General features: G+C 73.3%; 23 protein-coding genes. 4 read left to right on the top strand and 19 right to left on the bottom strand.

Annotated features, from left to right (window positions below):
• Window positions 1-24: 24 nt before the first annotated feature.
• Both ELX43_RS02480 and ELX43_RS02475 read right to left on the bottom strand, forming a co-directional pair.
• Entirely contained in the window at window positions 25-957 is a 933-nt protein-coding gene (locus tag ELX43_RS02480; protein ID WP_241249672.1) for a pseudouridine synthase, read from the bottom strand.
• Complete coding sequence (locus ELX43_RS02475) at window positions 954-1,652, bottom strand: TetR/AcrR family transcriptional regulator (protein ID WP_127781986.1); 699 nt, start codon at window positions 1,650-1,652, stop codon at window positions 954-956. Before ELX43_RS02475 ends, ELX43_RS02480 begins: the two co-directional genes overlap by 4 nt.
• A 131-nt stretch (window positions 1,653-1,783) precedes the next feature.
• On the opposite strand from ELX43_RS02475, the gene ELX43_RS02470 reads away from it, so the two are divergent.
• Window positions 1,784-2,722: an NAD-dependent epimerase/dehydratase family protein gene (locus ELX43_RS02470; RefSeq protein ID WP_127781985.1), complete on the top strand. Its 939-nt coding sequence runs from the start codon at window positions 1,784-1,786 to the stop codon at window positions 2,720-2,722.
• Window positions 2,723-2,738: 16 nt separating this feature from the next.
• Here the strand turns inward: ELX43_RS02470 and ELX43_RS02465 are convergent, their stop codons facing one another.
• The 7 genes from ELX43_RS02465 to mftA form a co-directional block, all read right to left on the bottom strand.
• The gene (locus tag ELX43_RS02465) at window positions 2,739-3,536 is read right to left on the bottom strand and encodes a hypothetical protein (RefSeq protein ID WP_127781984.1); all 798 of its coding nucleotides are present in this window, start codon (window positions 3,534-3,536) and stop codon (window positions 2,739-2,741) included.
• 234 nt (window positions 3,537-3,770) lie between these two features.
• Entirely contained in the window at window positions 3,771-5,711 is a 1,941-nt protein-coding gene (locus tag ELX43_RS02460) for a mycofactocin system FadH/OYE family oxidoreductase 2 (protein ID WP_127781983.1), read from the bottom strand.
• Window positions 5,708-7,597, bottom strand: coding sequence for a mycofactocin system FadH/OYE family oxidoreductase 1 (locus tag ELX43_RS02455; protein WP_127781982.1), 1,890 nt, complete (start codon window positions 7,595-7,597; stop codon window positions 5,708-5,710). The genes ELX43_RS02460 and ELX43_RS02455 overlap by 4 nt, the downstream gene beginning before the upstream one ends.
• The gene (mftD, locus tag ELX43_RS02450; RefSeq protein WP_127781981.1) at window positions 7,597-8,796 is read right to left on the bottom strand and encodes a pre-mycofactocin synthase MftD; all 1,200 of its coding nucleotides are present in this window, start codon (window positions 8,794-8,796) and stop codon (window positions 7,597-7,599) included. The genes ELX43_RS02455 and mftD overlap by 1 nt, the downstream gene beginning before the upstream one ends.
• Entirely contained in the window at window positions 8,797-10,044 is a 1,248-nt protein-coding gene (gene mftC, locus ELX43_RS02445) for a mycofactocin radical SAM maturase (protein ID WP_127781980.1), read from the bottom strand. It lies immediately after the preceding gene.
• Window positions 10,041-10,340, bottom strand: coding sequence for a mycofactocin biosynthesis chaperone MftB (mftB, locus tag ELX43_RS02440; RefSeq protein WP_127781979.1), 300 nt, complete (start codon window positions 10,338-10,340; stop codon window positions 10,041-10,043). Before mftB ends, mftC begins: the two co-directional genes overlap by 4 nt.
• Window positions 10,341-10,342: 2 nt before the next feature.
• Window positions 10,343-10,441: a mycofactocin precursor MftA gene (gene mftA, locus ELX43_RS02435; RefSeq protein WP_127781978.1), complete on the bottom strand. Its 99-nt coding sequence runs from the start codon at window positions 10,439-10,441 to the stop codon at window positions 10,343-10,345.
• A gap of 133 nt (window positions 10,442-10,574) precedes the next feature.
• On the opposite strand from mftA, the gene mftR reads away from it, so the two are divergent.
• The 3 genes from mftR to ELX43_RS02420 all read left to right on the top strand — a co-directional run bounded on the left by mftR (window position 10,575) and on the right by ELX43_RS02420 (window position 14,147).
• Window positions 10,575-11,186: a mycofactocin system transcriptional regulator gene (gene mftR, locus ELX43_RS02430; RefSeq protein WP_241249659.1), complete on the top strand. Its 612-nt coding sequence runs from the start codon at window positions 10,575-10,577 to the stop codon at window positions 11,184-11,186.
• A gap of 12 nt (window positions 11,187-11,198) precedes the next feature.
• Window positions 11,199-11,642 (top strand): hypothetical protein, encoded by a 444-nt coding sequence (locus ELX43_RS02425; protein ID WP_241249651.1) that lies wholly within the window; start codon window positions 11,199-11,201, stop codon window positions 11,640-11,642.
• Window positions 11,643-11,849: 207 nt separating this feature from the next.
• Window positions 11,850-14,147, top strand: a complete 2,298-nt coding sequence (locus ELX43_RS02420) for an MMPL family transporter (protein ID WP_127781976.1) — start codon at window positions 11,850-11,852, stop codon at window positions 14,145-14,147.
• A 101-nt stretch (window positions 14,148-14,248) separates the two neighbouring features.
• Here ELX43_RS02420 and ELX43_RS02415 read toward each other — a convergent pair whose 3' ends face one another.
• The 10 genes from ELX43_RS02415 to ELX43_RS02370 all read right to left on the bottom strand — a co-directional run bounded on the left by ELX43_RS02415 (window position 14,249) and on the right by ELX43_RS02370 (window position 25,067).
• Complete coding sequence (locus ELX43_RS02415) at window positions 14,249-14,860, bottom strand: hypothetical protein (protein WP_127781975.1); 612 nt, start codon at window positions 14,858-14,860, stop codon at window positions 14,249-14,251.
• 61 nt (window positions 14,861-14,921) lie between these two features.
• Window positions 14,922-15,710 (bottom strand): N-acyl homoserine lactonase family protein, encoded by a 789-nt coding sequence (locus tag ELX43_RS02410; RefSeq protein ID WP_127781974.1) that lies wholly within the window; start codon window positions 15,708-15,710, stop codon window positions 14,922-14,924.
• Window positions 15,707-16,690, bottom strand: a complete 984-nt coding sequence (locus ELX43_RS02405; RefSeq protein WP_346773861.1) for an ABC transporter permease — start codon at window positions 16,688-16,690, stop codon at window positions 15,707-15,709. The genes ELX43_RS02410 and ELX43_RS02405 overlap by 4 nt, the downstream gene beginning before the upstream one ends.
• A gap of 21 nt (window positions 16,691-16,711) precedes the next feature.
• Window positions 16,712-17,590 carry an ABC transporter permease gene (locus ELX43_RS02400; protein WP_127781972.1) on the bottom strand — a complete coding sequence of 293 codons (879 nt, stop codon included), beginning with the start codon at window positions 17,588-17,590 and terminating at the stop codon, window positions 16,712-16,714.
• Window positions 17,590-19,419: an ABC transporter ATP-binding protein gene (locus ELX43_RS02395; RefSeq protein WP_127781971.1), complete on the bottom strand. Its 1,830-nt coding sequence runs from the start codon at window positions 19,417-19,419 to the stop codon at window positions 17,590-17,592. The genes ELX43_RS02400 and ELX43_RS02395 overlap by 1 nt, the downstream gene beginning before the upstream one ends.
• A gap of 1 nt (window position 19,420) precedes the next feature.
• Window positions 19,421-20,986: an ABC transporter substrate-binding protein gene (locus ELX43_RS02390; protein WP_127781970.1), complete on the bottom strand. Its 1,566-nt coding sequence runs from the start codon at window positions 20,984-20,986 to the stop codon at window positions 19,421-19,423.
• A gap of 95 nt (window positions 20,987-21,081) precedes the next feature.
• The gene (locus ELX43_RS02385) at window positions 21,082-21,849 is read right to left on the bottom strand and encodes an SDR family NAD(P)-dependent oxidoreductase (protein ID WP_127781969.1); all 768 of its coding nucleotides are present in this window, start codon (window positions 21,847-21,849) and stop codon (window positions 21,082-21,084) included.
• A 1-nt stretch (window position 21,850) separates the two neighbouring features.
• Entirely contained in the window at window positions 21,851-23,233 is a 1,383-nt protein-coding gene (locus ELX43_RS02380) for a glutamate--ammonia ligase (RefSeq protein WP_127781968.1), read from the bottom strand.
• A 14-nt stretch (window positions 23,234-23,247) separates the two neighbouring features.
• A complete protein-coding gene (locus tag ELX43_RS02375) occupies window positions 23,248-24,033 on the bottom strand; it encodes a creatininase family protein (protein WP_206518081.1) in 786 nt (261 codons plus the stop codon).
• The gene (locus ELX43_RS02370; RefSeq protein ID WP_127781967.1) at window positions 24,030-25,067 is read right to left on the bottom strand and encodes a 2-oxoglutarate and iron-dependent oxygenase domain-containing protein; all 1,038 of its coding nucleotides are present in this window, start codon (window positions 25,065-25,067) and stop codon (window positions 24,030-24,032) included. Before ELX43_RS02370 ends, ELX43_RS02375 begins: the two co-directional genes overlap by 4 nt.
• Between the last annotated feature and the right edge of the window lie 19 nt (window positions 25,068-25,086).

Here is a 25,086-nt window from a genome sequence, read left to right as displayed (position 1 = left end):
ACGGGTCCCGGTGAGCGGGATCACTCAGGCCGGTGCCGGATCCAGCGCCAGCCGCCGCCGGCTGGTGAACGTCCGGCGCACCCCGGTGGCCGGGTCGGTGAAGGAGAGCTCGCGGGCCAGCAGCTGCAGCGGGGAGGAGTAGTCGTCCACCGGCACGTCGTGCACCACTGGGTAGAAGCTGTCGCCGACGATCGGGATGCCCAGCGAGCACAGGTGCACCCGCAGCTGGTGGGTGCGCCCGGTGGTGGGGCGCAGCCGGTACCGGGCCCGGTCACCGTGCACCGCCACCAGCTCCACCCGTGTCTCGGCGTTGGCCGGGCCGGGCACCTGCTGGGCGGTGAGCACGCCGCGGCGCTTGACGATGCGGCTGTGCACGGTGCGAGGCAGCGCCAGCGCGGGGTCGTGCGCGGCCACCGCCTCGTAGGTCTTGCTCACCTCGCGGCGGTCGAACAACCCTTGGTAGGCCCCGCGCACCTCGCGCCGAGTGGTCAGCACCAGCACCCCGGCGGTGAGCCGGTCCAGGCGGTGCACCGGGCTCAGCTCGGGCAGGTCCAGCTCGCGCCGCAGCCGCACCAGCGCCGACTCCACCACGTGCACCCCACGCGGGGTGCTGGCCAGGAAGTGCGGCTTGTCCACCACCAGCAGGTTCTCGTCCCGGTGCAGCACCTCGATCTCGAAGGGCACCCGCACCTCGGTGGTGGGCGGGTCCCGGTAGAGGTAGACGAACCCACCGGGCTGCAGCGGCGACGTCGCGGTCACCGGGGTGCCGGCGGCGTCGAGCACCTCTGCCCCGGCCACCTTCTCCCGCAGCCGCACCGCGTCGTCGGGGAAGCGGTGCAGCAGGTAGTCGAGCACGGTGGCCCAGGCCCCGTCGTCGGGCAGGCGCAGCCGGGTGGGGTTGAGCCCGGCGCGCACCGGCAGCGGCGCGGTGGCGCGACCGCGGGCGCCGCGGCTCACGTCGGCCCGATGCCGAGCACGCCGGCCAGCAGGTCCACCAGCGCGGCGAAGAGGACCTCGGGCTGGGCGAAGGTGTCCTTGCCGTACTGGCCGAACACCTCGAAGCTGACCGCCCCGAACAGGGCGACCCAGACCAGCACGGTGGCGGTGAGCATCGCGTCGGACACGTCCACCTCCAGCTCGGCCCGGACGCGCTCGGCATCGGCGTGCAGCGACGGCTCGACCGGTCCCGCCGAGCTGGCGGGACGGCAGCCGGCGGCCTCCGCGTCCGCGGCCAGCTGCAGCAGCAGCGCGACCACCCGGGTGCCCGGCACGGTGGTCTGCTCGGCCGGTGCGTGGTAGCCGGGCACCGGGGTGCCGAACACCAGTCCGTACCGGCTCGGCTCGGCCAGCGCCCAGCCGCGGACGGCCCCGGCGAGCGCCCGCCAGCGGGCCTGCAGGTCGGTGCGCGGTGCGTCCGACTCGGCGCGGGTGACGGCCTCGCCCAGCTCGGCGTAGGCGTCCACCACCAGCAGGGTGAGCAGGTCGTCGCGGCTGGGCACGTAGCGGTAGACGGCTGAGGACACCACGCCCAGGTCGCGAGCGATCGCGCGCAGGCTCAGCCCGGCGGCACCGTGCTCGGCCAGGTGCTCGCGGCCCAGCCGGGTGATGTCGGCGATGGTCCGGGTGCGGGCCTGTTCTCGCGGGGTGGGCACGGCGGCCAGTCTGCCAGACCCGAGAGCACCGTCAACTTTCGAGAGCACTGCTCTTGACCATGAGGCCGACGCAGACCACACTCGAGGGAGTTCAGAGAGCACTGCTCTCTCACCCTGGAAGGGAGCGCCTCATGAGCGCACTGCACGTGATCACCGGCGCCGGCCCGGTCGGCCGCACCGTCGCCACCCAGCTGGCCCACGCCGGCCACCACGTCCGCCTGCTCACCCGCTCCGGCTCCGGTCCGCGGCACGAGAACATCGAGCGGCGCGCGGTGGACGTCCACGACGAGTCGGCGCTGCGCGCGGCCGTCGACGGAGCCACCGCCGTGTACCACTGCGCGCACGCCGCCTACTCCGCCGCAGCGTGGGCCACCGCGCTGCCTGCGATGGAGCAGGCGGTGCTGCGCGCGGCGGCCGACAGCGTGGTGGTGTTCCCGGAGAGCCTGTACTCCTACTCCGAGCCCTCCCGGCCGATGACCGAGGACAGCCCGCGGGCGGCCACCGGCGGCAAGCGCGGCATGCGCACCGAGCTCCTGCGCGCCCGGCAGGCCTCCGCCACGCCGACGGTGAGCGTGGTGGCCTCGGACTTCTTCGGCCCGCACGTGCACACCGCGCACGCGGGCGACCGGATGGTCGGGGCGGTGCTGGCCGGTCGCACGGTCCGGGTGATGGGCAGCGCCGACCAGCCGCACTCCTTCACCTACGTGCCCGACTACGCCGGCGCCATGGTGGCCGCGGCGGCCCGGCCGCAGGTGTGGGGCTCGGTGCTGCACGCCCCGACCGGTCCCGCGCTCACCCAGCGCCAGCTGGTGCATGCCCTGGCTGAGGCCGCCGGCGTGCCCGCCACGGTCAGGACTTTGCCGTCGTGGGTGCTGCGAGCGGGCGCCCTGGTGCCGGGCAGCCTGCGCGAGCTGGCCGAGATGCTCTACCAGTTCGAGCAGCCGTTCGTGCTCGACTCCCGCCGCAGCGAGGAGCTGCTCGGGCTGGCACCCACCCCGCTGACGCAGGCGGTGCGCGAGACGGTGGCGTGGTGGCGCACCGAGCAGCCGAACGCCACGGGCCGGCGCTGAACCAGCGGCCGGCCGGTCAGGGAGCGCCGCTCTGCCCGGTGCCTCCGGGCACGGAGCTGCCCGTCCCGGTCGAGGTCAGCGGGGCCACGCCGCCGGTACCGGGCTCCCCCTCGGTGGGCGGCGGGGTGACGGTCTCGACGGGCGTGGTGGGGGCGGGCGGCGGTGGTGTCGTCTGCACCGGCGGGGTGGTCTGCACCGGTGGTGTCGTCTGCACCGGCGGCGGGGTGGTCTGCACCGGCGGCGGCGTGGTCTGCACCGGCGGCGGCGTCGTGCGCGGCGGCGTCGTGCGCGGCGGGACGGTCGGGGCCGGCGGCGGCTGGGTGGGCTGCGCAGGCACGGTCGGCCGACCAGGTCCGGTCTGGCTGGACGTCGGCGGACGCGACGGCGCCGGGGGGACGACCGACGGAGGCTGGGGAGCGGCGGACGGCGGCTGCACACCGGGAAGCTGCGGCACGGGCGCCGGCGTGCCCGGCCGGGACCCGGAGGACGAGGGCGCCCCGGTCGAGCCCACGGGGGGCGCGGGCGGTCCGGCGGTGGGCTGCTCGGGGGCGAGGACGGGGTTCACCGGCGGCGAGGTGGTGGTCTCCGTGGGTTGTGCGCCGGGGGCCGGGGCACCGGGTGTCGGACTGGTGGTACCGGCGGGCTCGAGGTTGGGCGAGAGCGCGATGCCGGAGCCGAAGAGCAGCACACCCACCGCCACCAGCACGCCCGGCGTGCCAGGGTTGGCCCGCAACCAGGTGAAGCGGCCGGGAATGAGCGCCGCCGCGCCGACGCAGACAACGACCAGCCCGAGCACGCAGATCACTACAGTCACACCAGACCCCCTTGGTGCTGGTTGTCCTGACGAGCCCGCCACCCGTTTCCCGAGTGTGCGCTGGCGCGAGGCGCGCACGCCACTGCTGGCCTGTGCGTCCCCCGCTCCCCCCGTCATCGCGCGACCGAGCCGCTCGGCCACAGATGACCGGGGATTGTCGGGGCAAACCGCACAACTGTTACCGGCATGTTCGGCGGGTAGAGCTGCGCTCACGCGCCGTCACAACGCGCACCGTCACAACGCCAGGGCCACCCGCTCGCCCTCGAGCACCGCGGCGTGCAACCGGCGCGGGGTGAGGCAGTCACCCACCCGGTGCACCGGCAGCCCGGAGCCCGCCAGCGCGCGCCACAGCTCGTCCTCCGGCTCCTGGTGCACCGCGCACACCACCCAGTCGACGACGCACACCGACTCCGCACCGGTGGGGTGGTGCAGCAGGGTGACCGCGAGCCGGCCGTCCTGCTCGGCGACCCCCCGCGGCACCAGGTCGGTGCGCTGGTCGATGCCGGCGGCGTGCGCGCGGCGCTGCCAGCCCTCGGTGTCCAGGGTGAGCCCGAGGTCCTGCGCCACCACCATGGCGCTGGTGCTCACCGTCACCGCGCAGCCGCGGGCCGCCAGCGCCTCGGCCGCCGAGGGGGCCTGGTGAAAGCCCAGCTCGTCGTGCACCAGCACGGTGCCGGTGGGCCGCACCCGCCCTGCGAGCACGTCGCGCACGTGCACCACCCGCGGGCACTCCCCCGCCCACGCCTGGCGCACCGGGCGGGCCCCGGTGGCCAGCACCACCACCTCAGGGCCCTCGGCGAGCAGCTGCGCGGCGCTCACCTCCGAGCCGGTGTGCACCTGCACCCCTCGCCGCGCGCACTCCGCGGCGAGGTCGGCGGTCACCGCGCCCAGCTGGGCCCGGCCCGGGGCGCTCGCCGCCAGCAGCACCTGGCCGCCGAGGCGGTCGGCGCGCTCGTGCAGCGTCACCCGGTGGCCGCGCTCGGCGGCGGTGGCCGCGGCCCGCAGACCACCCGGCCCACCGCCGACCACCACCACGCGGCGGGCTCGGCGCACCGGCGCGGGCAGCGGGACCGACTCCCGGCCCGCGTGCGGGTTGACCACGCAGCCCAGCCACCGGTTGAGCCCCACCCGGCCCACGCACTCCTGGTTGCAGGACAGGCAGCTGCGGATCTCCGCGGCCCGCCCGGTGCGGGCCTTGGTGGCGAAGTCCGGGTCGGCCACCTGCGCCCGGACCACGCCCACCAGGTCGCAGACCCCGTCGGCCAGCGCCTGCTCGGCCTGCTCGGGGCGGGTGAACCGACCGACCCCGATCACCGGCAGCGCCACGGCGGCCTTGATGGCCCGCGCCACCGGGTGGGCGTGGTCGGCGGGGGTGCGCATGCTCGAGGTGATCAGGTGCTGGGTGGAGGTGGCCACGCCCAGGGTGGTGTTCAGGTAGTCCACCGACCCGGTCGCCTCCACCAGCCGCGCCACCGCGACGGCGTCGGTCAGCGTCACGCCGTGCTCGATGCCGTCGTGCCCGCTCAGCCGCACCCCCAGCGCCTTGTCCGGGCCGAGCACCTCGCGCACCGCGTCGACCACCTCCAGCAACAACCGGGCCCGCGCGGGCAGGTCGCCGCCGTAGCCGTCGGTGCGGGTGTTGGTGGCCGGGGCCAGGAAGCAGCGCAGCAGCGAGGACTGGCTGGCCTGCAGCTCCACCCCGTCGAAGCCGCCGGCCACGCAGCGGGCGGCGACGTCGGCGTAGCCGGCCACGAGCTCGGCGATCTGCCGGTGGGTCAGCGCGGTGGGCACCTCGCGGAACAGCGGGTCGGGCACCGGGCTGGGGGCGAGCACCGGGGTGCGGGTGTACAGCGACGACGCCTGGCCGCCGTTGTGGTTGAGCTGGGCCAGCACCGGCACCCCGTGCGCGTGCACCGCGTCGGTGATCAGCCGGTACCCGGGCAGCACCGCCGGGTCGTGGCCGCGGATCAGCTTCTCGTAGGCCCCGTCGGAGGGGTGCACCGAGTGCTCCTCGGTGATCACCAGCCCGGCGCCACCGGCAGCACGGGCGGCGTAGTACGCGGCGTGCTGGGCGGTGGGCAGCCCGTCCACGGCGGCGTTGGTGAGGTGCGCGGTGAACACCACCCGGTTGGCCAGCGCCAGTGGCCCGACCTGCAGCGGGGTGAACAGCCTCATGCCGCGACCACCGCCTGCGCGGCCCGGCGGCCCTCCCGCACGGCCTCGGCGACGGTGCGCGGCGCCACGCAGTCGCCCACCCGCACCGCGCCGGGCACGTCCAGGGTGTGGTCGGGCAGCCGGTGCCCGCAGTCCACCACCGCAGCGCACGCCACCTCACGGCGCTGCCCGGTGTAGCGGTTCTCCAGCACCGCCACCCCGCCACCGGCCGAGCGCAGCAGGGTGCTCAGCTCACGGCGCACCCCGGCCTGCTGCAGCCGGGTGTTGGCGGCGGCGAGGTCGCCGGTGCGGCCCAGCTGGGCACCCACCACCGGGTCCGCGGTCACCACCGCCACCGGACGGCCGGCGGCGGCGAGGTGCTCGGCCACCGCCACGCCCACCGGCCCGCCCACCGGGTCGTGCACCAGCACCGGCCCGGACACGGGCGCCCCCGCGAGCACCTCGGCGGCAGTGAACCACGGTGCGTCGCCGGCCACCCCCCGCGGGGCGGGAACGCTGCCGGTGGCCAGCACCACCGCCGCCCCGACCAGCTCCCCCGGCCCCACCTCGCAGCCGGTCACCAGCTCCACCCCGAGCCGGCGGCACTGCTGCTCCAGCCAGTCCACCAGCGGGGCAAAGCCCACGGCCACCCGGGCGAGGCCCCCGAGCTGCGGCGCGCGCTCCAGCAGCCGCACCTGCACGCCGCCGTCGGCGAGCACCCGTGCGGCCTCCAGCCCGGCCGGGCCACCGCCCACCACCACGGCGTTGCGGGCCCTGGTCGCCCTTGTCGGGTCCGAAAACGGGCGACGAGGGACCTGAACGCCGGAGAGGGGGGCAGCCACCGGGTCGCCCACGCAGCTCACCACCGGGTTGCGCGGGTCCCGCACCCGGCACTCCTGGTTGCACAGCACGCACGGCCGCGGCGCCCCGCCCGCCCGCAGCGTGGCCACCAGCTCGGCGTCGGCGATCAGCGCCCGGGTCATCTCCACCGCGTCGCACACCCCGCCGGCCAGCGCGGCTTCGGCCGTCGCCGGGTCCACCACGCTGCCCTGCAGCACCACCGGCGCCACGCTCACCACCCGCACCGCCGCGCACAGCTCCCGGTTGAACCCGGGCGCGGTGTGCCGGTCGGGCCGGTAGGCGTCCACGGAGTACGGGCCGCCGCGCACCACCACCAGCAGGTCCACCAGCGGCGACAGCTCCGCCACCTGATCCAGCGCCTCCTCCGGGGTGATCCCGCCCCACGGGGCCAGCTCGTCGCAGCTCAGCCGCAGGCTCAGCACCCGGCCCGGCCCCAGCTCGTCGCGCACGGCCGCCAGCACCTGCCGGGTGAGCAGCAACCGGTCGTCGCCGTAGGCGTCGTCGCGCAGGTTGGTCAGCCCGGAGTGCGCCTGCCGCAGCAGGCTGATCGCCCCGGCGTCGACCTCCACCCCGTCCACGTCGGACTGCACGGCCAGCGCGGCGGCGGCCCGGAAGCCTGCCACCACCGCATCCAGCTCGGCCTGCTCCATCGCCATGGGCAGCTCGCGGGAGACCACGTCGGCCACCCGGGACGGCGCCCAGAGCACGGTCTGGCTGTGGGCGCTGCAACCCTGCACCCCGGCGTGGCCCAGCCCGGCCAGCACCAGGGTTCCGTGGGGTCGGCAGGCGGCGACCACGTCCGCCCAGCCCGGTCCGCACTCGGCGGCCAGCGGGGCCCGCTCGTAGGGCCAGTCCCCCGGGTGCACCGACGCGGTCTCGGTGACCACCACGCCGGCGCCGCCCGCGGCGCGCCGGGCGTAGTGGGCGACGTGCGCGGGCGAGAACGCCCGGCCCGCGCCCAGGTTGGTCTCGTGCGGGCCGAAGAGCACCCGCGAGGACGCCGTCCGGCCCGCCAGCGTGACGGGCCGGAGCAGCAGTCCGGCCATCAGCTCCGGGTGGCGGCGGGCTCGTGCGCGCCGAGGTCCCGGACGAAGCCCGGCGGCACGTAGACGTCGTCACGGGTGAGGTCGTGGATGGAGGAGCGGCCCACGCCCAGCACGGCGGAGTCGATGCCGCCGCGCAGGATGTCCAGCACGTTCTCCACCCCGGCCTGCCCGTTGGCCGCGAGGCCCCACAGGTAGGCGCGGCCGATCATCACCGCGCGCGCCCCCAGGGCCACGGCCTTGACCACGTCGCTGCCGCGGCGGATGCCACCGTCGAGCACCACCTCGATGTCCTCGCCGACGGCGTCCACGATGGGCGCCAGCGCCCGGATGGGCGCCGGGGTGCCGTCCAGGTTGTTGCCCCCGTGGTTGGACACGGAGATGGCGGTGACGCCGGCCTGCACGGCCCGCTTGGCGTCGTCCACCCGCATCACGCCCTTGAGCATGAACGGCCCACCCCACTGCTCGCGCAGCCAGGCCACGTCCTCCCAGGTGGGCAGCGGGGTGTTCATCCACTCGCCGTAGGCGCCGAAGAAGGTGGGCGCCTCGCCGCCGGGTGGCGTGAGGTTGGGGGTGGTCAGGTCGGGGACCCGGCCGGTCTTGGCGAACTCGTAGAGCCACTTCGGGCGGGTGATGCCCTCCGGGGCGAAGCGGGCCATCGCCTTGAGGTCCATCTTCTCCGGGATGGTGGGGCTGCCCCAGTCGCGTCCGTTGGAGAACGACCAGTCCAGGGTCATGATGAGCCCGACGGCGCCGGCCGCGCGGGCCCGCTCCATCCGCTGCACCAGCACCTCGCGGCTGCCCACCCAGTACATCTGGAAGAACGTCTGCGGGTTGACCGCGGCGACCTCCTCGACGGACTTGCTGGCGAAGGACGACAGGCCGACCGCGACGCCGCGGTTGGCGGCGGCCCGGGCCACGGCCACCTCACCCTCGGGGTGCACCGCCTGCACCCCGGTCGGCGAGATGAGCACCGGCATGGAGATGGGCTGGCCCATGACCGTGGTGGCCAGCTCGCGGGAGCCCGACAGCCCGGCCACCCGGGGGGCGAAGCCCAGCTCGGCGAACGCCGCGGTGTTGTCCTCGACGGTGATGCCCTTCTCGGAGCCGGCGACCAGCGCGCCGTAGACCGACCTGGGCAGCCGCTTCTTGGCGCGGCGCTGCGCCTCGGCGACGGTCTCGAACCATGCGTTCTTGCTCATTCAGCTCATCCCTGCCAGTGGGTTCTCGTTGCAGAAGCTCACCGGTGGCTTGACCATCAGCGTGAGCGGGACAGGCTTGGGCGCCTGGCCTCGTACGGGTCCGGAGTGCGAGTGGTCGCCGGTGGGCTTGGGGACGTCGCCGGCCACGTCGGCCAGCGCCACCTCGCCGTAGCCCTGCACGCACTCCGGGTCCGGCCCGTCCAGCGGCAGGCCGGTGAAGAACTTGGCCGCCATGCAGCCGCCGCGGCAGGCGTCGAAGTGCTGGCACTTGCTGCACGCGCCGCCGGTCTGCGGGGAGCGCAGGTCGGTGAACAGCTCCGAGCTCTGCCACACCTCCTGGAAGCCACCGGGGTTGAGCAGGTTGCCAGCCAGGAAGGCGTCGTGGATGGCGAACGGGCAGGCGTAGACGTCGCCGATCGGGTCGATCAGGCAGACCACGCGCCCGGCGCCACACAGGTTGAGCCCGGGCAGGGCGTCACCGAAGGCGGCCAGGTGGAAGAAGGAGTCGCCGGTGAGCACGCCCTCGCCGTTGCGCACCAGCCAGTCGTAGAGCTCGCGCTGCTGGGCCATGGTGGGGTGCAGCTCGTTCCACACGTCCGCGCCGCGGCCGGCCGGTCGCAGGCGGGTGATGCGCAGGGTGGCGCCGTAGCGGTCGGCCAGTGCCTTGAACTCGTCCAGCTGGCCGACGTTCTGCCGGGTGACCACGACGGAGATCTTGGCGTCGGCGAAGCCGGCGTCGGCCAGGTGCTGCAGCGCGCGGCAGGCCATGTCGAACGAGCCTGTGCCACGCACGGCGTCGTTGACCTCGGCGGTGGCCCCGTCCAGGGAGATCTGCACGTCCACGTAGTCGCTGGCGGCCAGGCGCTCGGCGACGGCGCGGTCGATGCGCACGCCGTTGGTGGAGAACTTCACGCCCACCTGGTGCGCGGTGGCGTAGTCCACCAGCTCCCAGAAGTCCGAGCGCACGGTGGGCTCGCCACCGCCGATGTTCACGTAGAACACCTGCATGCGCTGCAGCTCGTCGATGACGGCCTTGCACTGCTCGGTGCTGAGCTCGCGCGGGTCGCGCTTGCCCGAGGAGGACAGGCAGTGCACGCACGCCAGGTTGCAGGCGTAGGTGAGCTCCCAGGTGAGGCAGATGGGTGCGTCGAGGCCGAGCTCGAACTGGTCGATCAACCGTCCCACCTTGGGCGGTGCCGTGGTGGTGGGGGGCTCGAGCACGGCAGCTGGATCCAGCACTGCGGTCATGCGGCATCTCTCCTGATGATCATCGTGGACTCGACGAGCGTGGCCAGGGCGGCGGCGTAGGACGGCAGCGCCGCCTCGCCGACCCCGGCGGCCAGGCAGGCCGACCGCGCGTCGGGGTGGTTGGCCAGCGACTGCACGATGCCGACCACGGTGTGGTTCTTCAGGAAGGACAGCCGCCGCGTGCCGAAGTGGTACAGCAGCGCGCCGAAGGGCTCCGGGCGGACGGCCACCTTGGGGTGCACCTGCCAGGCACCGTCCAGCACGGCGGTCTGCTGCTCGGCCTCGAGCACAGGCATGCTCAGTACACGCCGCACATGCCGTCGATGGAGACCTCCTCGACGAGGGTCTCCTCGACCATCGGCTCGTCGGTGGACTGGGGGGCGGTCTGCTCGGCCATGGGACTCTCCAGAGTGTTGGCGGGATCACCGTTGCGGTGTGACAGGCACCATAATGGCACTCAGTGCCGAAGGAAAGCCAGGAGGTACCTGGACCAGCACGGAAGGCAGGTGGACACCGCTGTGGAAGGTCCCGTGCGCGTCGACGACCTGGCCGCCCGCGCCGGACGCCGCCCCTCCACCACCCGGGCGTCCATCAGCCGGATCGCACTACCCCTGTTCGCGCGCAACGGGTTTGACGAGACCAGCGTGGACGAGATCGCCGAGGCGGCGCACATCTCCCGGCGCACGCTGTTCCGCTACTTCGCCTCCAAGAACGACATTCCCTGGGGCGACTTCGACGCCGAGCTGGCCCGCATGCGGGCCTTCCTGGTCGCGCTGCCCCCGGGCACCCCGCTGGCCGAGGAGCTGGGTGGGGCGCTGGTGGACTTCAACACCTTCCCCGCCGCGGAGGCCCCCTGGCACCGGCAGCGCATGCGGCTGGTGTTCGGCGTCCCGGCGCTGCAGGCGCACTCCGCCCTGATGTACGCCGGCTGGCGACAGGTGGTGGCCGAGCACGCCGCCCGCCGGCTGGGCGTGGCCGACGACGACCACCTGGCTCGCTCGGTGGCGTGGATGTTCCTGGGTGTGGCCATCGCCGCCTACGAGCAGTGGCTGGACGACGAGACGCTGGAGCTGGTCGACCTGCTCCGGGAGGGCGCGTCGGTGCTCGCCGCCGGCCTGCGCACGTTGACGCCTCCGTCCTGACAGGATCGCCGCATGAGAGCCCCCCGCACGAGAGCCGCCCGAGTGCTGACCAACGCCCTGCCCGGGGCCGCCCTGGTCCGCGCGACCCGGTTGCTGCGCAACCCCGAGCACCGTCGGGTGGCGCTGCTCGCCGGTGGGCTCGGCGGGTCGTCGGTGGTGCACGCGGTGCGCCCGCAGGTGTTCGAGCCGATCATCCCGCCGGGCATCGGCGACGCCCGGCGCTGGGTGTACGTCAGCGGCGTTGCCGAGGCGGCGTGCGCGGCGCTGCTGCTCGTCCCTGCCACTCGACGCCTGGGCGGCTGGGTGAGCGCCGCGGTGCTGGTCGGCGTCTTCCCCGCCAACGTGTACTCGGTGAAGGTGGTGTCCCGGTCCAAGCCGCTGCAGGCCGTGGCCCTGGCTCGCCTGCCCCTGCAGGTCCCCATGATCACTGCCGCGCTGCGCGTCGCCAAGGGCTGAGCCGCCACCGGCGCTGGTGACCCCCGGCGTGGTGTGCCCAGAATCACTTTTTTACATCCGCCGCAACATTGCCCTGGCGGACAGGTGAATACACGCTTGGTCGACTGCTGCCGCGCTCACGCTGGCTGAGCGGGTCCTGACCATCGGGCGCGCCGGGAGAGGGCGCCGTCGTGCCCAGCACTGCCCCGCCGCACCCCTGGAGTCCTGATGGCGAACTACCTCTACCGGCTGGGAAAGCTGGCCTACCGGCGCAAGGGCCGCGTCATCGGGGCGTGGGTGTTCCTGCTGGTGCTGCTCGGTGGCACCGCCTCCACGCTGTCCGGACCGACGGTGGACACCTTCTCCATCCCCGGCACCCCGGCCACGGAGGCCCAGGAGCTGCTCAAGGAGCGCTTTCCCTCGGCCGGCGCCGACGACCTGATCAACACCCCCACCGAGCGGTTCATCTTCGCCGCGCCGGCGGGCCAGACGCTGAGCTCCCCGCAGAACCAGGCGGCGATGGACAAGGTCGTCGCCGATCTCAAGACCATCTCCCAGGCCAAGAGTCCGGACACCCTGGTCAACCCGGTGGTGGCCGCCGCTGCGCTGGTGCAGGCCGCCGAGGGGGCGGGCAAGTCGCCGGAGGACGCCGCGGCGCTGTCGCCGCTGAGCCCCGACGGCACGGTCGGCTACCTCTCCATGAGCTTCACCGGCGCGATCACCGACATCACCCCGGAGACCCGCGACCAGCTGAAGGCCGCCGCCGAGCTCGGCCGCAGCGAGGGGCTGACGGTGGAGATGACCGGCACCGCCGCCGCGGAGCAGGCCGGCGGCCAGGCTGCCGAGCTGATCGGTCTGGCCGTGGCCGCCGTGGTCCTCACCATCACCTTCGGCTCGCTGGTGGCGGCCGGGCTGCCGCTGCTGATGGCCATCATCGGCATCGCGGTGGGCAGCCTGGCCATCACCACCGCCAGCGGGTTCTTCGACCTCAACTCCGCCACCCCGACGCTGGCCATCATGATCGGGCTGGCGGTGGCGGTCGACTACTCGCTGTTCATCCTCTCGCGCTACCGCAACGAGGTGGGCAAGGTCGGCGACCGCGAGGAGGCGGCCGGGCGCGCGGTGGGCACCGCAGGGTCTGCGGTGGTGTTCGCCGGACTCACCGTGATCATCGCCCTGGTGGCGCTGCGGGTGGTGAACATCCCGTTCATGGCCACCATGGGCTACGCCGCCGCGTTCACCGTGGCCATCGCCGTGGTGCTCGCCCTCACCCTGCTGCCGGCCATCCTCGGCCTGCTCGGCGAGAAGGCCTTCGCCGGCCGGATCAAGGGCATCACCGACCACGACGCCGAGGAGAACAAGGACCTGGTCACCAACGGCCTGCGCTGGGCGCGGCTGGTCCGCCGCGTCCCGGTGCTCACCCTGGTGGCCGGCGTGGTGCTGCTGGGCGTGCTGGCCATCCCCGCCGCCAACCTCGAGCTGGCCCTGCCCAACGACTCCACCGCCGACCCCGACACCACCGAGCGCAAGGCCAGCGACCTGGTCACCGGCGCGTTCGGCGCCGGTGTGAACGGCCCGTTGATCGTGGTGGTGGACGCCTCCCAGGCCACCGTGCCCAAGGCCGAGGCCTTCGCCCAGGTGGTCGCCACCATCAAGGCCCAGGGCGACGTGGCCAACGCCCAGGTGCTGGCGGTCAACCCGGCCGGCGACACCGCGCAGCTGACGGTGATCCCCTCCAGCTCACCCAGCAGCACCGCCACCCACGACCTGGTCAGCCACATCCGCGACGCCGAGGGCGGGCTCAACCGCACCACGGGAGTGAGCATCGGGGTCACCGGCCAGACCGCCATCGAGGGCGACGTCTCCGAGCGGCTGTCCAGCTCGCTGGTGCCCTACCTGGCCGTGGTGATCGGGCTGGCGTTCCTGCTGCTGATGCTGGTGTTCCGCTCGATCCTGGTGCCGCTGACGGCGACGCTCGGCTTCCTGCTCAGCGTGCTGGCCACGTTCGGGGCGACCGTGGCGATCTTCCAGGAGGGCGCCCTCGGGCTGATCGCCAACCCGCAGCCGATCGTCAGCATGATGCCGATCTTCCTGATCGGCGTGGTGTTCGGCCTGGCCATGGACTACCAGGTGTTCCTGGTGACGCGGATGCGCGAGGAGTACGTGCACGGCGCGACGCCCAAGGACGCCGTCACCTCAGGGTTCCACCACGGTGCTCGGGTGGTCACCGCCGCCGCGATCATCATGATGTCGGTGTTCGGCTCGTTCATGCTGGGCGACAACGCCTTCATCAAGTCGATCGGGTTCGCCCTCGCCGCGGCCGTGCTGTTCGACGCCTTCGTGGTGCGGATGGTGATCATCCCGGCGGTGATGACTCTGCTCGGCTCGGCCGCGTGGTGGCTGCCGAGGTGGCTGGACCGCATCCTGCCCAACGTGGACGTGGAGGGCGAGCAGATCCTCAAGCAGCTCGACGCGAGGGACACCCGTCAGCACAGCGACCCCGAGGAGCCGGTCGCGGTGTCCTGACCGGCCGCGTAGCGTCTTCTCCCAGCCATTCGTCGCCCTGGCCGCGAGGGATGCGCAGCGCTGGGGGGTGGCGCTGCACCAAGCCAGGGTCGCGGGTGGTGCTAGCTCTTCTCGGCGTACATCAGCCGCAGCATCCGAGCCAGCGCCTGCGTGGCTGCCGACGCTGGCGCCACTCCCTCGGCGATGTCGAAGAACGCCACCCCGTCCACCACGGCCAGGGTGAGCCGGGCTGTCGCTGGGTCGGCGGGCAGCCCACCCTTGGCCAGCACCACGCTCACCAGCCGCAGCAGCTCGGCGTTGTAGTCGTGCACCAGCGGACGCATGCGCGGGTGCCGACCGGCCTCCAGGTAGCGCTCGTACATGGCCATCACCCCCGTCGGAGTGGCCGAGGACGCCTCCGCCGGGCGGGCGGTGGCGATCTCCAGCACGGCGGCGGCCAGGGCGTCGGGCGTCTCCAGGCGCTCGGGCAACCGACCGACCAGCTCGTGGGTGGCAATGGTCCAGCGCTGGATCACTGCGGCGAGCGCCTCGTGCTTGAGGTCCTCGAGGTCCGGGAAGTAGTGGGTGGCCGCGGACACCGGCAGGTCGGCTCGTCGGGCGGCGGAGCGGTGGCTGATCGCGGTGATCCCGCGCTCCAGCAGCAGCCCGGCGGCGGCGTGGACCAGCGCAGCCGTGCGGTGCTGACCTCGGGTGGAGCGCGCGGGGGCGGACATGGGCGAACCGTCGCACGCCGTCGGCGCGCTGGTCAACGGTGAGTGATGCGATCGGCCGGGATCACGCCAGCTCGGCGGTGAGCGCCGGCCAGACCTCCGGGTCGTGGCCGGGCACCAGGCGGTAGCCGGTGCGCCGGGCGATCTCCTTCAGCCGCAGGATCGGGCCCAGGGTGTCCTCGGCCGGCACGTGCACCGTGCCGCCGACGGGTCGCTCCTCGTCCAGGTTGACCTGCAGGTCGGCGGCGTCGAAGGCGAACACGTAGCCGCTGCCGTCCTCGAGGTCCACCACGAAGCTCTGGTGTCCGGGGGTGTGCCCGGCGGTGAGCACCGCCGACACCCCGGGCACGATCTCGGCGTCGCCCTGCGCGCGCACCCACTGCAGCCCCGGGTTGTCGAAGTCCGCCCGGAAGATGCCGTACTCCACGGCGTCGTCGGCGCTGAGGCCGTAGGTCAGCTCCGCGTCCTGCACGTGCACCGGGACGTCGCTCCCGGCGAAGTGGTGCAGCCCGCCGCAGTGGTCGTTGTGCAGGTGCGACACCGCCACCACCGCGATGTCGGCCACGGTGAGGCCGTGCCGGGCCAGGCCCTGCTCCAGCGGGGCGTCCTCGCCCGGCGGCAGCGACGGCTGGATGGAGGACTCCCGCGGGTGGTACCGCTCGCGCAGCACCGGGTTGGTCAGCAGCTCGGTGTTGAAGCCGGTGTCCAGCAGCACCCAGCCGTCGGTGGTGTCCAGCAGGACGGCGGGCACGGGCTCGCGGATGCGCTCACCCGCCGGTGCGCCGAGCAGCGAGTAGGCCAGCGGCAGGTCCTCGTAGCCCAGCGTCAGCGGGACCACCTTGCGCACGCTCATCGGGTGATCCTGGGGTCGGCGGCCGCCTGCAGCAAGTCGACGACGGAGTTGACCACCACGTAGATGGCTCCGAGGACCAGCGTCACCCCGGCGATGGCCGGGAAGTCCGCGCGGGGGATGGCCTGCACCACGTACAGCCCGATGCCCGGCCAGGCGAACACCGACTCCAGCACCACCACGCCGGCGAACATCAGCCCCACCTGCACGCCGGCCATGGACAGCGCCGGGCCCGCCGAGTTGCGCAGCCCGTGGCGCAGCAGCACCTGCACCTCACGCAGGCCCTTGGCCCGGGCGGTGCGCGCGTGGTCGCCCTGCAGGTTGGTCAGCAGCGAGCTGCGCAGCGTGCGGGCGATCGCCACTGCCGGGCCCAGCGCCAGGCAGACGGCCGGCATCACCAGGTGGCGGATCGCGTCGCTGAGGACGTCCATCCGCCCGTGCACCAGCGAGTCGACGACGAGCAGCCCGGTGGGCCCGTCGGGGGCGTCGTAGAAGGACGACCTGCCGGTGGCGGGCAGCCAACCGAGGGTGCGGTAGAAGAGCAGGATCCCCAGCACCGCCAGCAGGAACACCGGTGCCGAGGCCCCGGCGACCAGCCCGACCCTGAGCACCCCGGCGCCGCGCCAGCGCGAGGCGGCGGCGATGCCCAGCCCGGTGCCCAGCACCACCGCCAGGACCAGCGCCGCCAGGATCAGCTCCACCGTGGCGGGCAGGTAGGTGGCCAGGTCGGCGGAGACCGGCTGGCGGGTGCGCAGCGAGTCCTGGAAGTCGCCGTGCAGCAGGCCGCCGACGTAGTCGACGTACTGCACCACCAGCGGACGGTCCAGCCCGAGCCGAGCGGTCTCGGCATCCACCAGCTGCTGGGACGCGTTGGCCCCCAGCTTGGCCCGGACGCTGTCGATGGGGGTGTTCTTCTGCAGCAGGAAGACCACCGCGGTGAGGAACAGCAGCACCGCGACGGCGCCAGCCACTCTCGTGAGCACGAAGCGCAGCACGTCGGTCTCCTATCGGTCGGCGAGCAGGTTGCGGAGCGCGTCACCGGCGAGGTTGGCGACCAGGGCGAGCAGCAGCACCGCGACGCCGGGCATCACCGGCACCCACCAGTGCTCGAGCAGGTTGGACATGCCTCGTGCCGCCATCCCGCCCAGCTCGGGCGCGGGGGCGGGGGCACCGAGGCCGAGGAAGGACAGCGCCGCCAGGGTGATGATCAGGTTGCCCATGTCCAGGCTGGCCGCCACCAGCGTGGAGACCAGCGCCCCGGGCAGCAGGTGCTTCAGCGCGATGCGCACCGGACCCACCCCGGAGAGCCGGGCGGCCTCCACGTGCGGGCGGGCGGCCTGGGCCCGGACCTCGCCACGCACGATGCGGGCGTAGAACGGCCACCACACGATCATCACGGCGAGCAGGGTGTGGGTCAGCGAGGGACCGAGGGCGGCCACCACGCAGATCGCCAGGAGCGGCCCGGGCAGCGCCAGGAACGCGTCCGTCAGGCGCATCAGCAGCGAATCCACCCAGCCACCCACGGCGCCGGCCACCACACCCACCAGTCCGCCCACCACCACTCCCGAGGCGATCACCAGCAGCGCCGACAGCCACGAGGAGCGGATGCCCTCCAGGACCCGCGAGAGGATGTCGCGGCCCACCTCGTCGGTGCCCAGCAGGTGCCCGCCGCCCGGGGCGAGGAAGGCCTCGCCGGCCGGCACCGACGTGGAGTGCGGGGCCAGCAGCGGGGCGAGCAGGGCCACCACGAACACCACTGCCAGCGCAGCCAGGGCCGCTGTGTCGCTGATGCCCAGCCGGCGCAGCACGTGGTGGGCCTCGGCCGTCCGGCCCCTGCCCCACCGCTGCAGGGCTGGTCTCGTGCGATCCGCTGTCGTCACCATCACGCGGCTCCAGTCTTGGTGGTGGGCAGGGTGCCCGTGCGGCGGCGGCCGGGCCGCGGGGCGGCGTCCAGGAGCGCGCGGGTGTACGGGTGCGAGGGTGCGTCCACGACCTGTTCGGCGTCGCCCTCCTCCACGATGCGGCCCTTGGTCATCACCGCTATCCGGTCGGCGGCCACCCGGGCGGCAGCCAAGTCGTGGGTCACGAACAGCACCGCCATGTCCAGCTCGCGGCGCAGCCGACCCAGCAGGTTGAGCACGGTGGCCACCAGCGAGACGTCCAGCGCGGAGGTCGGCTCGTCGCACAGCAGCACCCGGGGCGGCACGATCACCGCTCGCGCCAGCGACGCCCGCTGGCGCTGCCCCCCGGAGAGCTGACGAGCCCGTGCGGACGCCACCTCGGCGGGCAGACCCACCAGGGCGAGCGCGCTGCGCACCGCCGCGGCCCGCTCCCGCCGGGGCACTCCCTCGGCACGCAGCCGGTCGGTGAGCAGGTCACCGATGGTCGACCACGGCGTCATGGACGAGCCCGCGTCCTGGAACACCATCTGTGGGCGCCCCCCGCGGCCCAGCTCGACGTCGCCGGAGTCGGGCGTGACCAGCCCGGCCACCACCCGCAACAGGGTGGACTTGCCGCAGCCGCTCTCCCCCACCAGGGCCAGGCACTCCCCGGGCTGCACCGACAGGTCCACCCCGTCCAGCGCCTGCAGGGTGCCACCACCGGCGAGCGGGAAGGCCTTGCGCACCTCGGTGAGCACCACGCCGGGGTACTCCTTCTGCACCTGGCGGAACACCGGCCCGGCGGGCCACTGCGCGGTGGAGGCCAGTGCGCGGGCCAGCTCGTCCAGCCGCTCGGGCTGGGTGCAGGCCACCAGGTGCCCGGGGGCCGCCGCCTCCAGCGGCACCGGTTCGTCGCAGGCCGCCACGTGCAGCTCGCAGCGGGGGCCGAACGGGCACCCGGGCGGGTGGTCCTTGGGGCTCGGCGGCTCCCCGCTCAGGGTGGGCAGCGGGTGCGCACGGTCCGACGTCGGAGTGAGCCGGGTCTGCAGCAGCCCCAGCGTGTAGGGCTGGCGGGGCGCCTCCAGCACCGCGGCGGTGGGGCCCACCTCGAGCAGCTTCCCGCCGTAGAGCACCGCGATGCGGTCGGCGATCTCCGAGGCGACCCCGAGGTCGTGGGTGATGAACACGAAGGAGCAACCCAGCTCCGCGCGCAGGTTCACCACCAGCTCCAGGATCTGTGCCTGCACGCTGACGTCCAGGGCGGTGGTGGGTTCGTCGGCCACCACCAGCGAGGGACTGCCGGCCACGGCCATCGCGATCATCACCCGTTGGCGCAGTCCACCAGAGAGCTCGTGCGGGTAGGCCCGCAGGCGCGACTTGGCCTGCGGCACCCCGACGGCGTCGAGCAGCCGCAGCGCCTCCTGGGCGGAACCCGCCTTCTCCTCGACCTGCCTGCCCACCCGCATCGTGGGGTTCAGCGAGGTCATCGGGTCCTGGAACACCGCACCGAGGTGGTCGCGGCGAAGCAGCCGGCGCTGCTCCGCGGTGGCGGTCAGCACGTCGGTGCCGGCTACCACCACCTGCCCCGACGTCCGGGGGGCCGGGCTGGTCGGCAGCAGGCCGAGCAGGGAGAGCCCGAGGACGCTCTTGCCCGATCCTGACTCGCCGACCAGCCCGATGATCTCTCCGCGGCCGATCTCCAGGGACACGCCCCGGAGCGAGGGCACCTCGCTGCCGTTGCGCTGAAACGTGACGTGCAGGTCCTGCACCGAGACCAGGGCCTCGGCAGCAGTGGAGACGGGGGTGTGGCCCGGGGCCGCAGAGAGGGTCATGTCACTCCTTCACGAGGTCGCCGAGACGCACGGTGTTGAGGGTCGGCAGCTGGTGGACGAGGTTGCCGATGCCCTTGCGGGCGATCACCGTCTCCTTGACGTCGGCGATGTCCAGCCACAGCCCGGAGGCGGCGATGGCGTCACCGGCCGCGGCGTAGGCCTTGCTGACCTCGGCGGGATCGGTGGCGTTGAGCCCGCGGTCCATGGCCGCGTCGGCGGCGGGCACCGAGGACTGCAGCCAGTTCAGCGAGCCCGCGGTGCTCATGAAGATGCGGGCGTAGGTGTCCGGGTGCACCGCGTCGGGGTTGAGGGTGGACAGCACCATGTCCGGCCGGGCGCTCTCCGGCTGGTTGGGCAGGTCGAAGGCCTGGGCCATGGGGATCGGCCGGGTGGTCACCTGCAGGCCGGCGGCGGAGAGCTTGGTCTGGATGAGCTCGGCCATCCGCTGGTTGGTGGAGTCATCGTTGACGTAGGCCAGGTCGACCTTCTTGTTGCCCAGCCCGCTCACCAGGTTCTTCAGCACCGACGGGTCCACGGGTGCGGTGGTGGAGCCGCCGGTCACCTGCTGCGCCGCCGGGTACACCTGGGTGCTCGGGGTGGCCCGGTCGCCGTAGACCGTCCGCACCAGCTCCTCGCGGTCCAGGGCCTGGCGCACCGCCAGGCGGACCTTCTGGTCGGTGAAGACCCCCTTGTTCTCGTCCAGGAACAGGAAGCTCTTGAACACCGCCGGGAAGTCGGTGACGGTGAAGCCGGGGTTGCTGCGGAACGAGCTGATGTCGTCGGTGGTGTAGCCGTGCAGGCTCATGTCCAGCTGCCCGCCCTCCAGCTGCAGCCGCTGGGTGGAGGTGTCCGGGACGATCGAGAAGACCACCTTGCCGTAGGCGGCCTTGGTCCCCCAGTACCCGTCGTAGCGGCTGAGCACGTAGCGCTGGCCGTTGATGAACTCGGTGAGCGTGAACGGACCCGTGCCGGCGTCGTGGTCCTTGAGGTAGCTCTGGGCGTGGTCGGAGCCGGCGTGGTCGGCGAGCACCTTGGGACTGACCATCTTGGGTCCGTAGGGCGCAGCGAGGTAGTCCAGGAACGCGCTCACCGGCTTGCCCAGGGTGACCACGAAGGTCATCGGGGCCGGGGTGGTCATGTCCACCACCTCGCTGAGCATGTACGCCGGGGCGCTGTTGACGTCCAGCCGGCGCTGGAAGCTGGCCTTGGCCGCGGCGGAGTCCAGCGGGGTGCCGTCGTGGAAGGTCACCCCGTCGCGCAGGGTGAAGGTGTAGGTCCTGCCGTCCGGGGACACCGTGTAGGACGAGGCGAGGGCCGGCTCGATCTCGGTGGAGTCCGGCTTGTAGCGGACCAGGCCCTCGTAGACCGAGGTGGTGAGGGCGTTGCCCTCGATCTCGTAGAAGATGTCCGGGTCGGGCACCTGCATGTCGGCGTTGAAGGCCAGCCGCAAGGTGTCGCCGCCGGCACCTCCGCCGGAGGCCCCGCCGCCACAGGCCGAGAGGACGAGCGCGGCCGTGGTGGCCAGACCGGCCAGCACCGCCATCCGGGACTTTCGGGTTCGCTTCATGGGAGACCTTTCTCGGGTGCAGCGGGGCGAGGAGGTGGGACGAGGCGCTGGTGCAGGACTGGGCTGGTGCAGGACTGGGCTGGTGCAGGACGGGGCTAGTGCAGGACGGATCCGCCGTTGACGCAGAGGGACTGGCCGGTGACGTAGCCGGCCGCGGGGCTGGCGAGGTAGCTGACGGCGGCACCCACGTCGGCGGGGGTGCAGAAGCGGCCGGCCGGGATGGCGGCCAGGTACCCGGCGCGGACGGTGTCGGGGCTGGCGCCGGTGTGCACGGCCTGGCTGTGCCACTCGGCGTCGACCATGTCGGTCTCGCAGGTGCCGGGGCACACCGCGTTGACCGTGACCCCGGTGGCGGCCAGCTCCAGCGCGGTGGACTGGGTGAGCCCGACGACGGCGAACTTGCTGGCGGCGTAGGCGCCCAGCAGGGCTCCACCCTGCACGCCGAGGTCGCTGGCCAGGTTGACGATCCGGCCGGACCCGCGTGCCACCAGCACCGGGGTGGCCGCCTGGATGCCGTGCAGCGTGCCCAGCACGTTCACCGCGAGCATCCGCTCCAGCTCAGCGGCGGGGGTGTCCTGCACCGGTGCCAGCAGCGACACCCCCGCGTTGTTCACCCACACCGCCAGGTCGCCGAGCTCGGCAGCGGCGGCCACCAGGGCGGCGGCGGTGGCGGCCTCGCGGACGTCGCCGGCCACGGTCACCGCCCGCACCCCGCACAACCGCACCGCCTGCGCGGTGGCCTCCGCGCCGGCGGCGTCCGAGCAGTAGCCGAGCACCAGGTGGTGGCCGGCGTCGGCGAGGGACTCCGCGATGCCCCGGCCCAGTCCGCGGCTGGCACCGGTGACCACCGCTACGGGAGCCACCTCACAGCCCCAGCAGGTAGCGGTCGCGCTCCCAGGGAGTGACCTGGGCGTGGTACTCGTCCCACTCGGCGTGCTTCATGTTCACGTAGTCCTCGACGAACCCGCCGGGGAACACCTCGTGCACCAGCTCGTCGCGCTCGAACGCCTCCGTCGCCTCCAGCAGGGTGCGCGGCAGCCGGGTGCTGTTGGTGCCCAGCTGCTGGCGGCCGTCGGTGAGGGCGCTGTCCACCGGCTCGCCCGGGTCCATGCCCTTGGCGATGCCGTCCAGGCCGGCGGCGAGCAGGAACGCCGCCGCCAGGTAGGTGTTGGCCGCGGAGTCCACCACCCGGTTCTCCACCGCGGGCCGGTTCTTGGGCAGCCGCAGCATGCAGGAGCGGTTCTGCTCGCCGTAGGCGGAGTACACCGGCGCCCACGAGGCGCTGCCGTCGGCCAGCCGCGGGTTGAGCCGCTTGTAGGAGTTCACCGTGGGCGTGGTGATGGCCGACAGCGCGCCGGCGTGCTTCATGATCCCCGCGGTGAAGCAGTAGGCGATCTTGCTCCAGCCCTTGCCGCGCACGTCACCGGCGTCGCGCATCAGGTTCTCCCCCGTGCCCACGTCCTCCAGGCTCATGTTGAAGTGGTGGCCGCTGCCCCAGGACTCGGTGTAGGGCTTGGGCATGAAGGTGGCCAGCAGGCCGTGCTGCTTGGCCACCTGGCGGGCCATCAGCCGGAAGAAGGAGATGCGGTCGGCCATCACCAGCGCCGGGGCGTAGTCGAAGTCGAACTCGAACTGAGCGTCGCCACCCTCGTGGTCGAAGCTGTAGACACCGAAGTCGGACTCCTGCATGGCCGAGACCATGGCGTCCAGGAACGGCATCGCGTCCAGCGTCGGCTCCAGGTCGTAGGCCGGGGTGGGCCGCATGGAGCCGCTGCGCGCCGTCGGCAGCAGGTAGCCGTCGGCGCGCTCCAGCGAGGCCGGGTCGAAGGCGAAGAACTCCGTCTCCACTCCGAGGTTCATGGCGAAACCCGCGTCCGCTGCGGCAGCGACCTGGCGCTTGAGGATGGAACGAGGGCAGTGCACGAAGGGCTGGTCTCCGTCGAAGAGCAGGTCGGCGGCCATCCACGCGATGCTGCGGTCCCAGGGCAGCACCCGCAGCGTCGCCGGGTCGGGCATGGCCACCGACTCGTCCTCGTTGGGGGTCATCGTGCCGAGACCGCTGATGCCGCGTGGGGTGTAGCGCTCGGAGCCGGCCAGCAGGTTGGGCAGGTGGTCGATCGGCACGACCTTGGACTTGCTGCGCCCGTGCACGTCGATCCAGCCACCCACGGCGTACTTGACGCCGTCGGCGGCCAGCTCGGCAGCGAGCTGGGTGTGGGCAGGGTTGATCCCGTGCGTGGTGTCCATCAGGGTCTCCTTGGTCAGCAGGCAGTGAAGGTCGGGGTGGGGGCGGGACCGAGCGGTGGCTCCTCGGTGCGGCCTCGGGTGACGCGGTCGGCGATGGCGTCGGCGACCCGGTCGAGCAGGGAGTGACCGAGCTGGGCGGTGGCCTCGGAGGGCCGTCCGGTGACTCCGTTGGTGGACAGCGCCGGTGCGGTGTAGCGGAAGACCAGGTCAGCGGTGCGGTCCGGGTCGTCGCCGTCGGCACAGCGGTCGAGGTGCACCAGGTGCGGCGCGACGGCCATCACCATGGCGGTCTCGCCCCGGTTGGCATGGATGTCCTCCCCGTCGCTGGTCAGCTCGGCCCGGACGGTGGGATCGGCGTCCCACCAGTCCAGGAAACCCACCCGCAGGTCGGGGCGGAACAGCCTCAGGTGGTCGGTGGCGATACCCAGCGCGGCGGCGTTGCCCATGTGCGCGTTGACGAACAGCAACCGGCGCAACCCCGATGCTGCGGCCCACTCGGCGTAGGAGCGCACCACCTGGGCCAGCAGCTCCGGGCTCACCGACAGCGTTCCCGGCAGCACCGTGCCGTGGCCGTAGCTGCAGCCCACCGGGATGGGCGGCAGCACGATCGCCCCGCACCGTGCCGCCGCCGCCTCGCACACCGCGGCGGCGACGAGGGTGTCGGTGCCGGTGGGCAGGTGCGGACCGTGCTGCTCGACGGCGCCGACGGGAACCAGGCCCACGTCGTGACCGCCGTCGGGACGCGCGCCCAGGCCCTGCAGCTCCGGCCACGCCTGCTCGGCCCACTGCAGCGCGCTCACGAGGCCTGTTCCTGCCGCGCACCCTGGCCGAAGGTGCCCCGGCCCAGGGCGCCGTCGGGCAGCACCAGCTCGCCGCGGGCCATCCGCTGCTGCAGGTAGGTGAAGGTCTGTGCGGTCTGCGCCAGCAGGTGGTCGCCGGCGACGACGCCCGGGCCCGGTTCCTGGCCCTCGGCGAGGAACTGCGGCAGCGGGGCCACCACGGTGTCGTAGTCGACGTTGAAGAACAGCGGGAACGACCAGCGCTCCTCGGCCACCTTGCGCACCCGGTGGGTGGTGGCCACCAGCTGGCCGTTGGTCCACACCTCCAGCAGGTCCCCGACGTTCACCACGTAGGCGTCCGGACGGGGCGGGGCGTCGATCCACACCCCGTCGCCGTTGAGCACCTCCAGCCCGGGGGCGGTGGAGCGCAGCAGGGTGAAGCACTCGTAGTCGGTGTGGGCACCGATGCCGTGCACGTCGTGGGCGTCGGGTTCGTAGGGGTAGTGGATCAGCCTCAGCTGGCTGGGAGGGGTGGTGACGTGGCTGTCGAACAGCGCCGGGTCCTCGCCCAGCGCCATGGCAAAGCCGCGCAGCAGCACTCGGCCCAGCGCCATGGCCGCGTCGTAGTACGCCCCGACCTGCTCCCGAAAGCCCGGCAGGTCCGGCCACTGGTTGGGTCCGAGCAGCCCGGGTCCGACGGCCACCGCGGGGTGATCGGCGGGCAGGTCCAGGGAGAGGTCGTAAGCCTCCTTCAGGTCGCGACTCTGCCCGCCCAGCACCTCCTCGCCGACCGGCACGTAACCGCGGTGGTTGCTCGACCGTCCGATGTAGACACTCATCTTGCGCTCGTCGGGCTGGTCGAAGAACCGCTGGGCGGCGGCGACCAGGTCGTCGTAGAGCGCGGGGTCGAGACCGGTGCCGGTGACGTAGAGGAAGCCGACGTCGCGCGCGGCCGCACCCAGCTGGGCGGCAACCGCAGCCTGGTCGGCAGGGTCGTCGCTGAACAACCCCGAGACGTCGACCTCAGGAATCTCGGTGAAGGCCGGGGTGCTCACGAGGCACCACCGGTGTTGC

Source organism: Rhodococcus sp. X156, from assembly GCF_004006015.1.
GTDB lineage: Bacteria > Actinomycetota > Actinomycetes > Mycobacteriales > Mycobacteriaceae > X156.
The sequence above is the reverse complement of the archived record's forward strand: the minus strand, read 5'-3'. Positions and strand labels throughout refer to the sequence as shown.

Bases quoted from the DNA above. Each gene is read 5' to 3' on its own strand.
- ELX43_RS02380 (WP_127781968.1), bottom strand. From the start codon at position 23,233: ATGGACACCACGCACGGGATCAACCCTGCCCACACCCAGCTCGCTGCC.
- ELX43_RS02425 (WP_241249651.1), top strand. From the start codon at position 11,199: ATGAGAGCCCCCCGCACGAGAGCCGCCCGAGTGCTGACCAACGCCCTG.
- mftD (WP_127781981.1), bottom strand. From the start codon at position 8,796: ATGAGCAAGAACGCATGGTTCGAGACCGTCGCCGAGGCGCAGCGCCGC.
- mftC (WP_127781980.1), bottom strand. From the start codon at position 10,044: ATGACCGCAGTGCTGGATCCAGCTGCCGTGCTCGAGCCCCCCACCACC.
- ELX43_RS02420 (WP_127781976.1), top strand. From the start codon at position 11,850: ATGGCGAACTACCTCTACCGGCTGGGAAAGCTGGCCTACCGGCGCAAG.
- ELX43_RS02390 (WP_127781970.1), bottom strand. From the start codon at position 20,986: ATGAAGCGAACCCGAAAGTCCCGGATGGCGGTGCTGGCCGGTCTGGCC.
- ELX43_RS02460 (WP_127781983.1), bottom strand. From the start codon at position 5,711: ATGAGGCTGTTCACCCCGCTGCAGGTCGGGCCACTGGCGCTGGCCAAC.
- ELX43_RS02400 (WP_127781972.1), bottom strand. From the start codon at position 17,590: ATGGTGACGACAGCGGATCGCACGAGACCAGCCCTGCAGCGGTGGGGC.
- mftB (WP_127781979.1), bottom strand. From the start codon at position 10,340: ATGCCTGTGCTCGAGGCCGAGCAGCAGACCGCCGTGCTGGACGGTGCC.
- ELX43_RS02395 (WP_127781971.1), bottom strand. From the start codon at position 19,419: ATGACCCTCTCTGCGGCCCCGGGCCACACCCCCGTCTCCACTGCTGCC.
- ELX43_RS02470 (WP_127781985.1), top strand. From the start codon at position 1,784: ATGAGCGCACTGCACGTGATCACCGGCGCCGGCCCGGTCGGCCGCACC.
- mftA (WP_127781978.1), bottom strand. From the start codon at position 10,441: ATGGCCGAGCAGACCGCCCCCCAGTCCACCGACGAGCCGATGGTCGAG.
- ELX43_RS02415 (WP_127781975.1), bottom strand. From the start codon at position 14,860: ATGTCCGCCCCCGCGCGCTCCACCCGAGGTCAGCACCGCACGGCTGCG.
- ELX43_RS02455 (WP_127781982.1), bottom strand. From the start codon at position 7,597: ATGGCCGGACTGCTGCTCCGGCCCGTCACGCTGGCGGGCCGGACGGCG.
- ELX43_RS02410 (WP_127781974.1), bottom strand. From the start codon at position 15,710: ATGAGCGTGCGCAAGGTGGTCCCGCTGACGCTGGGCTACGAGGACCTG.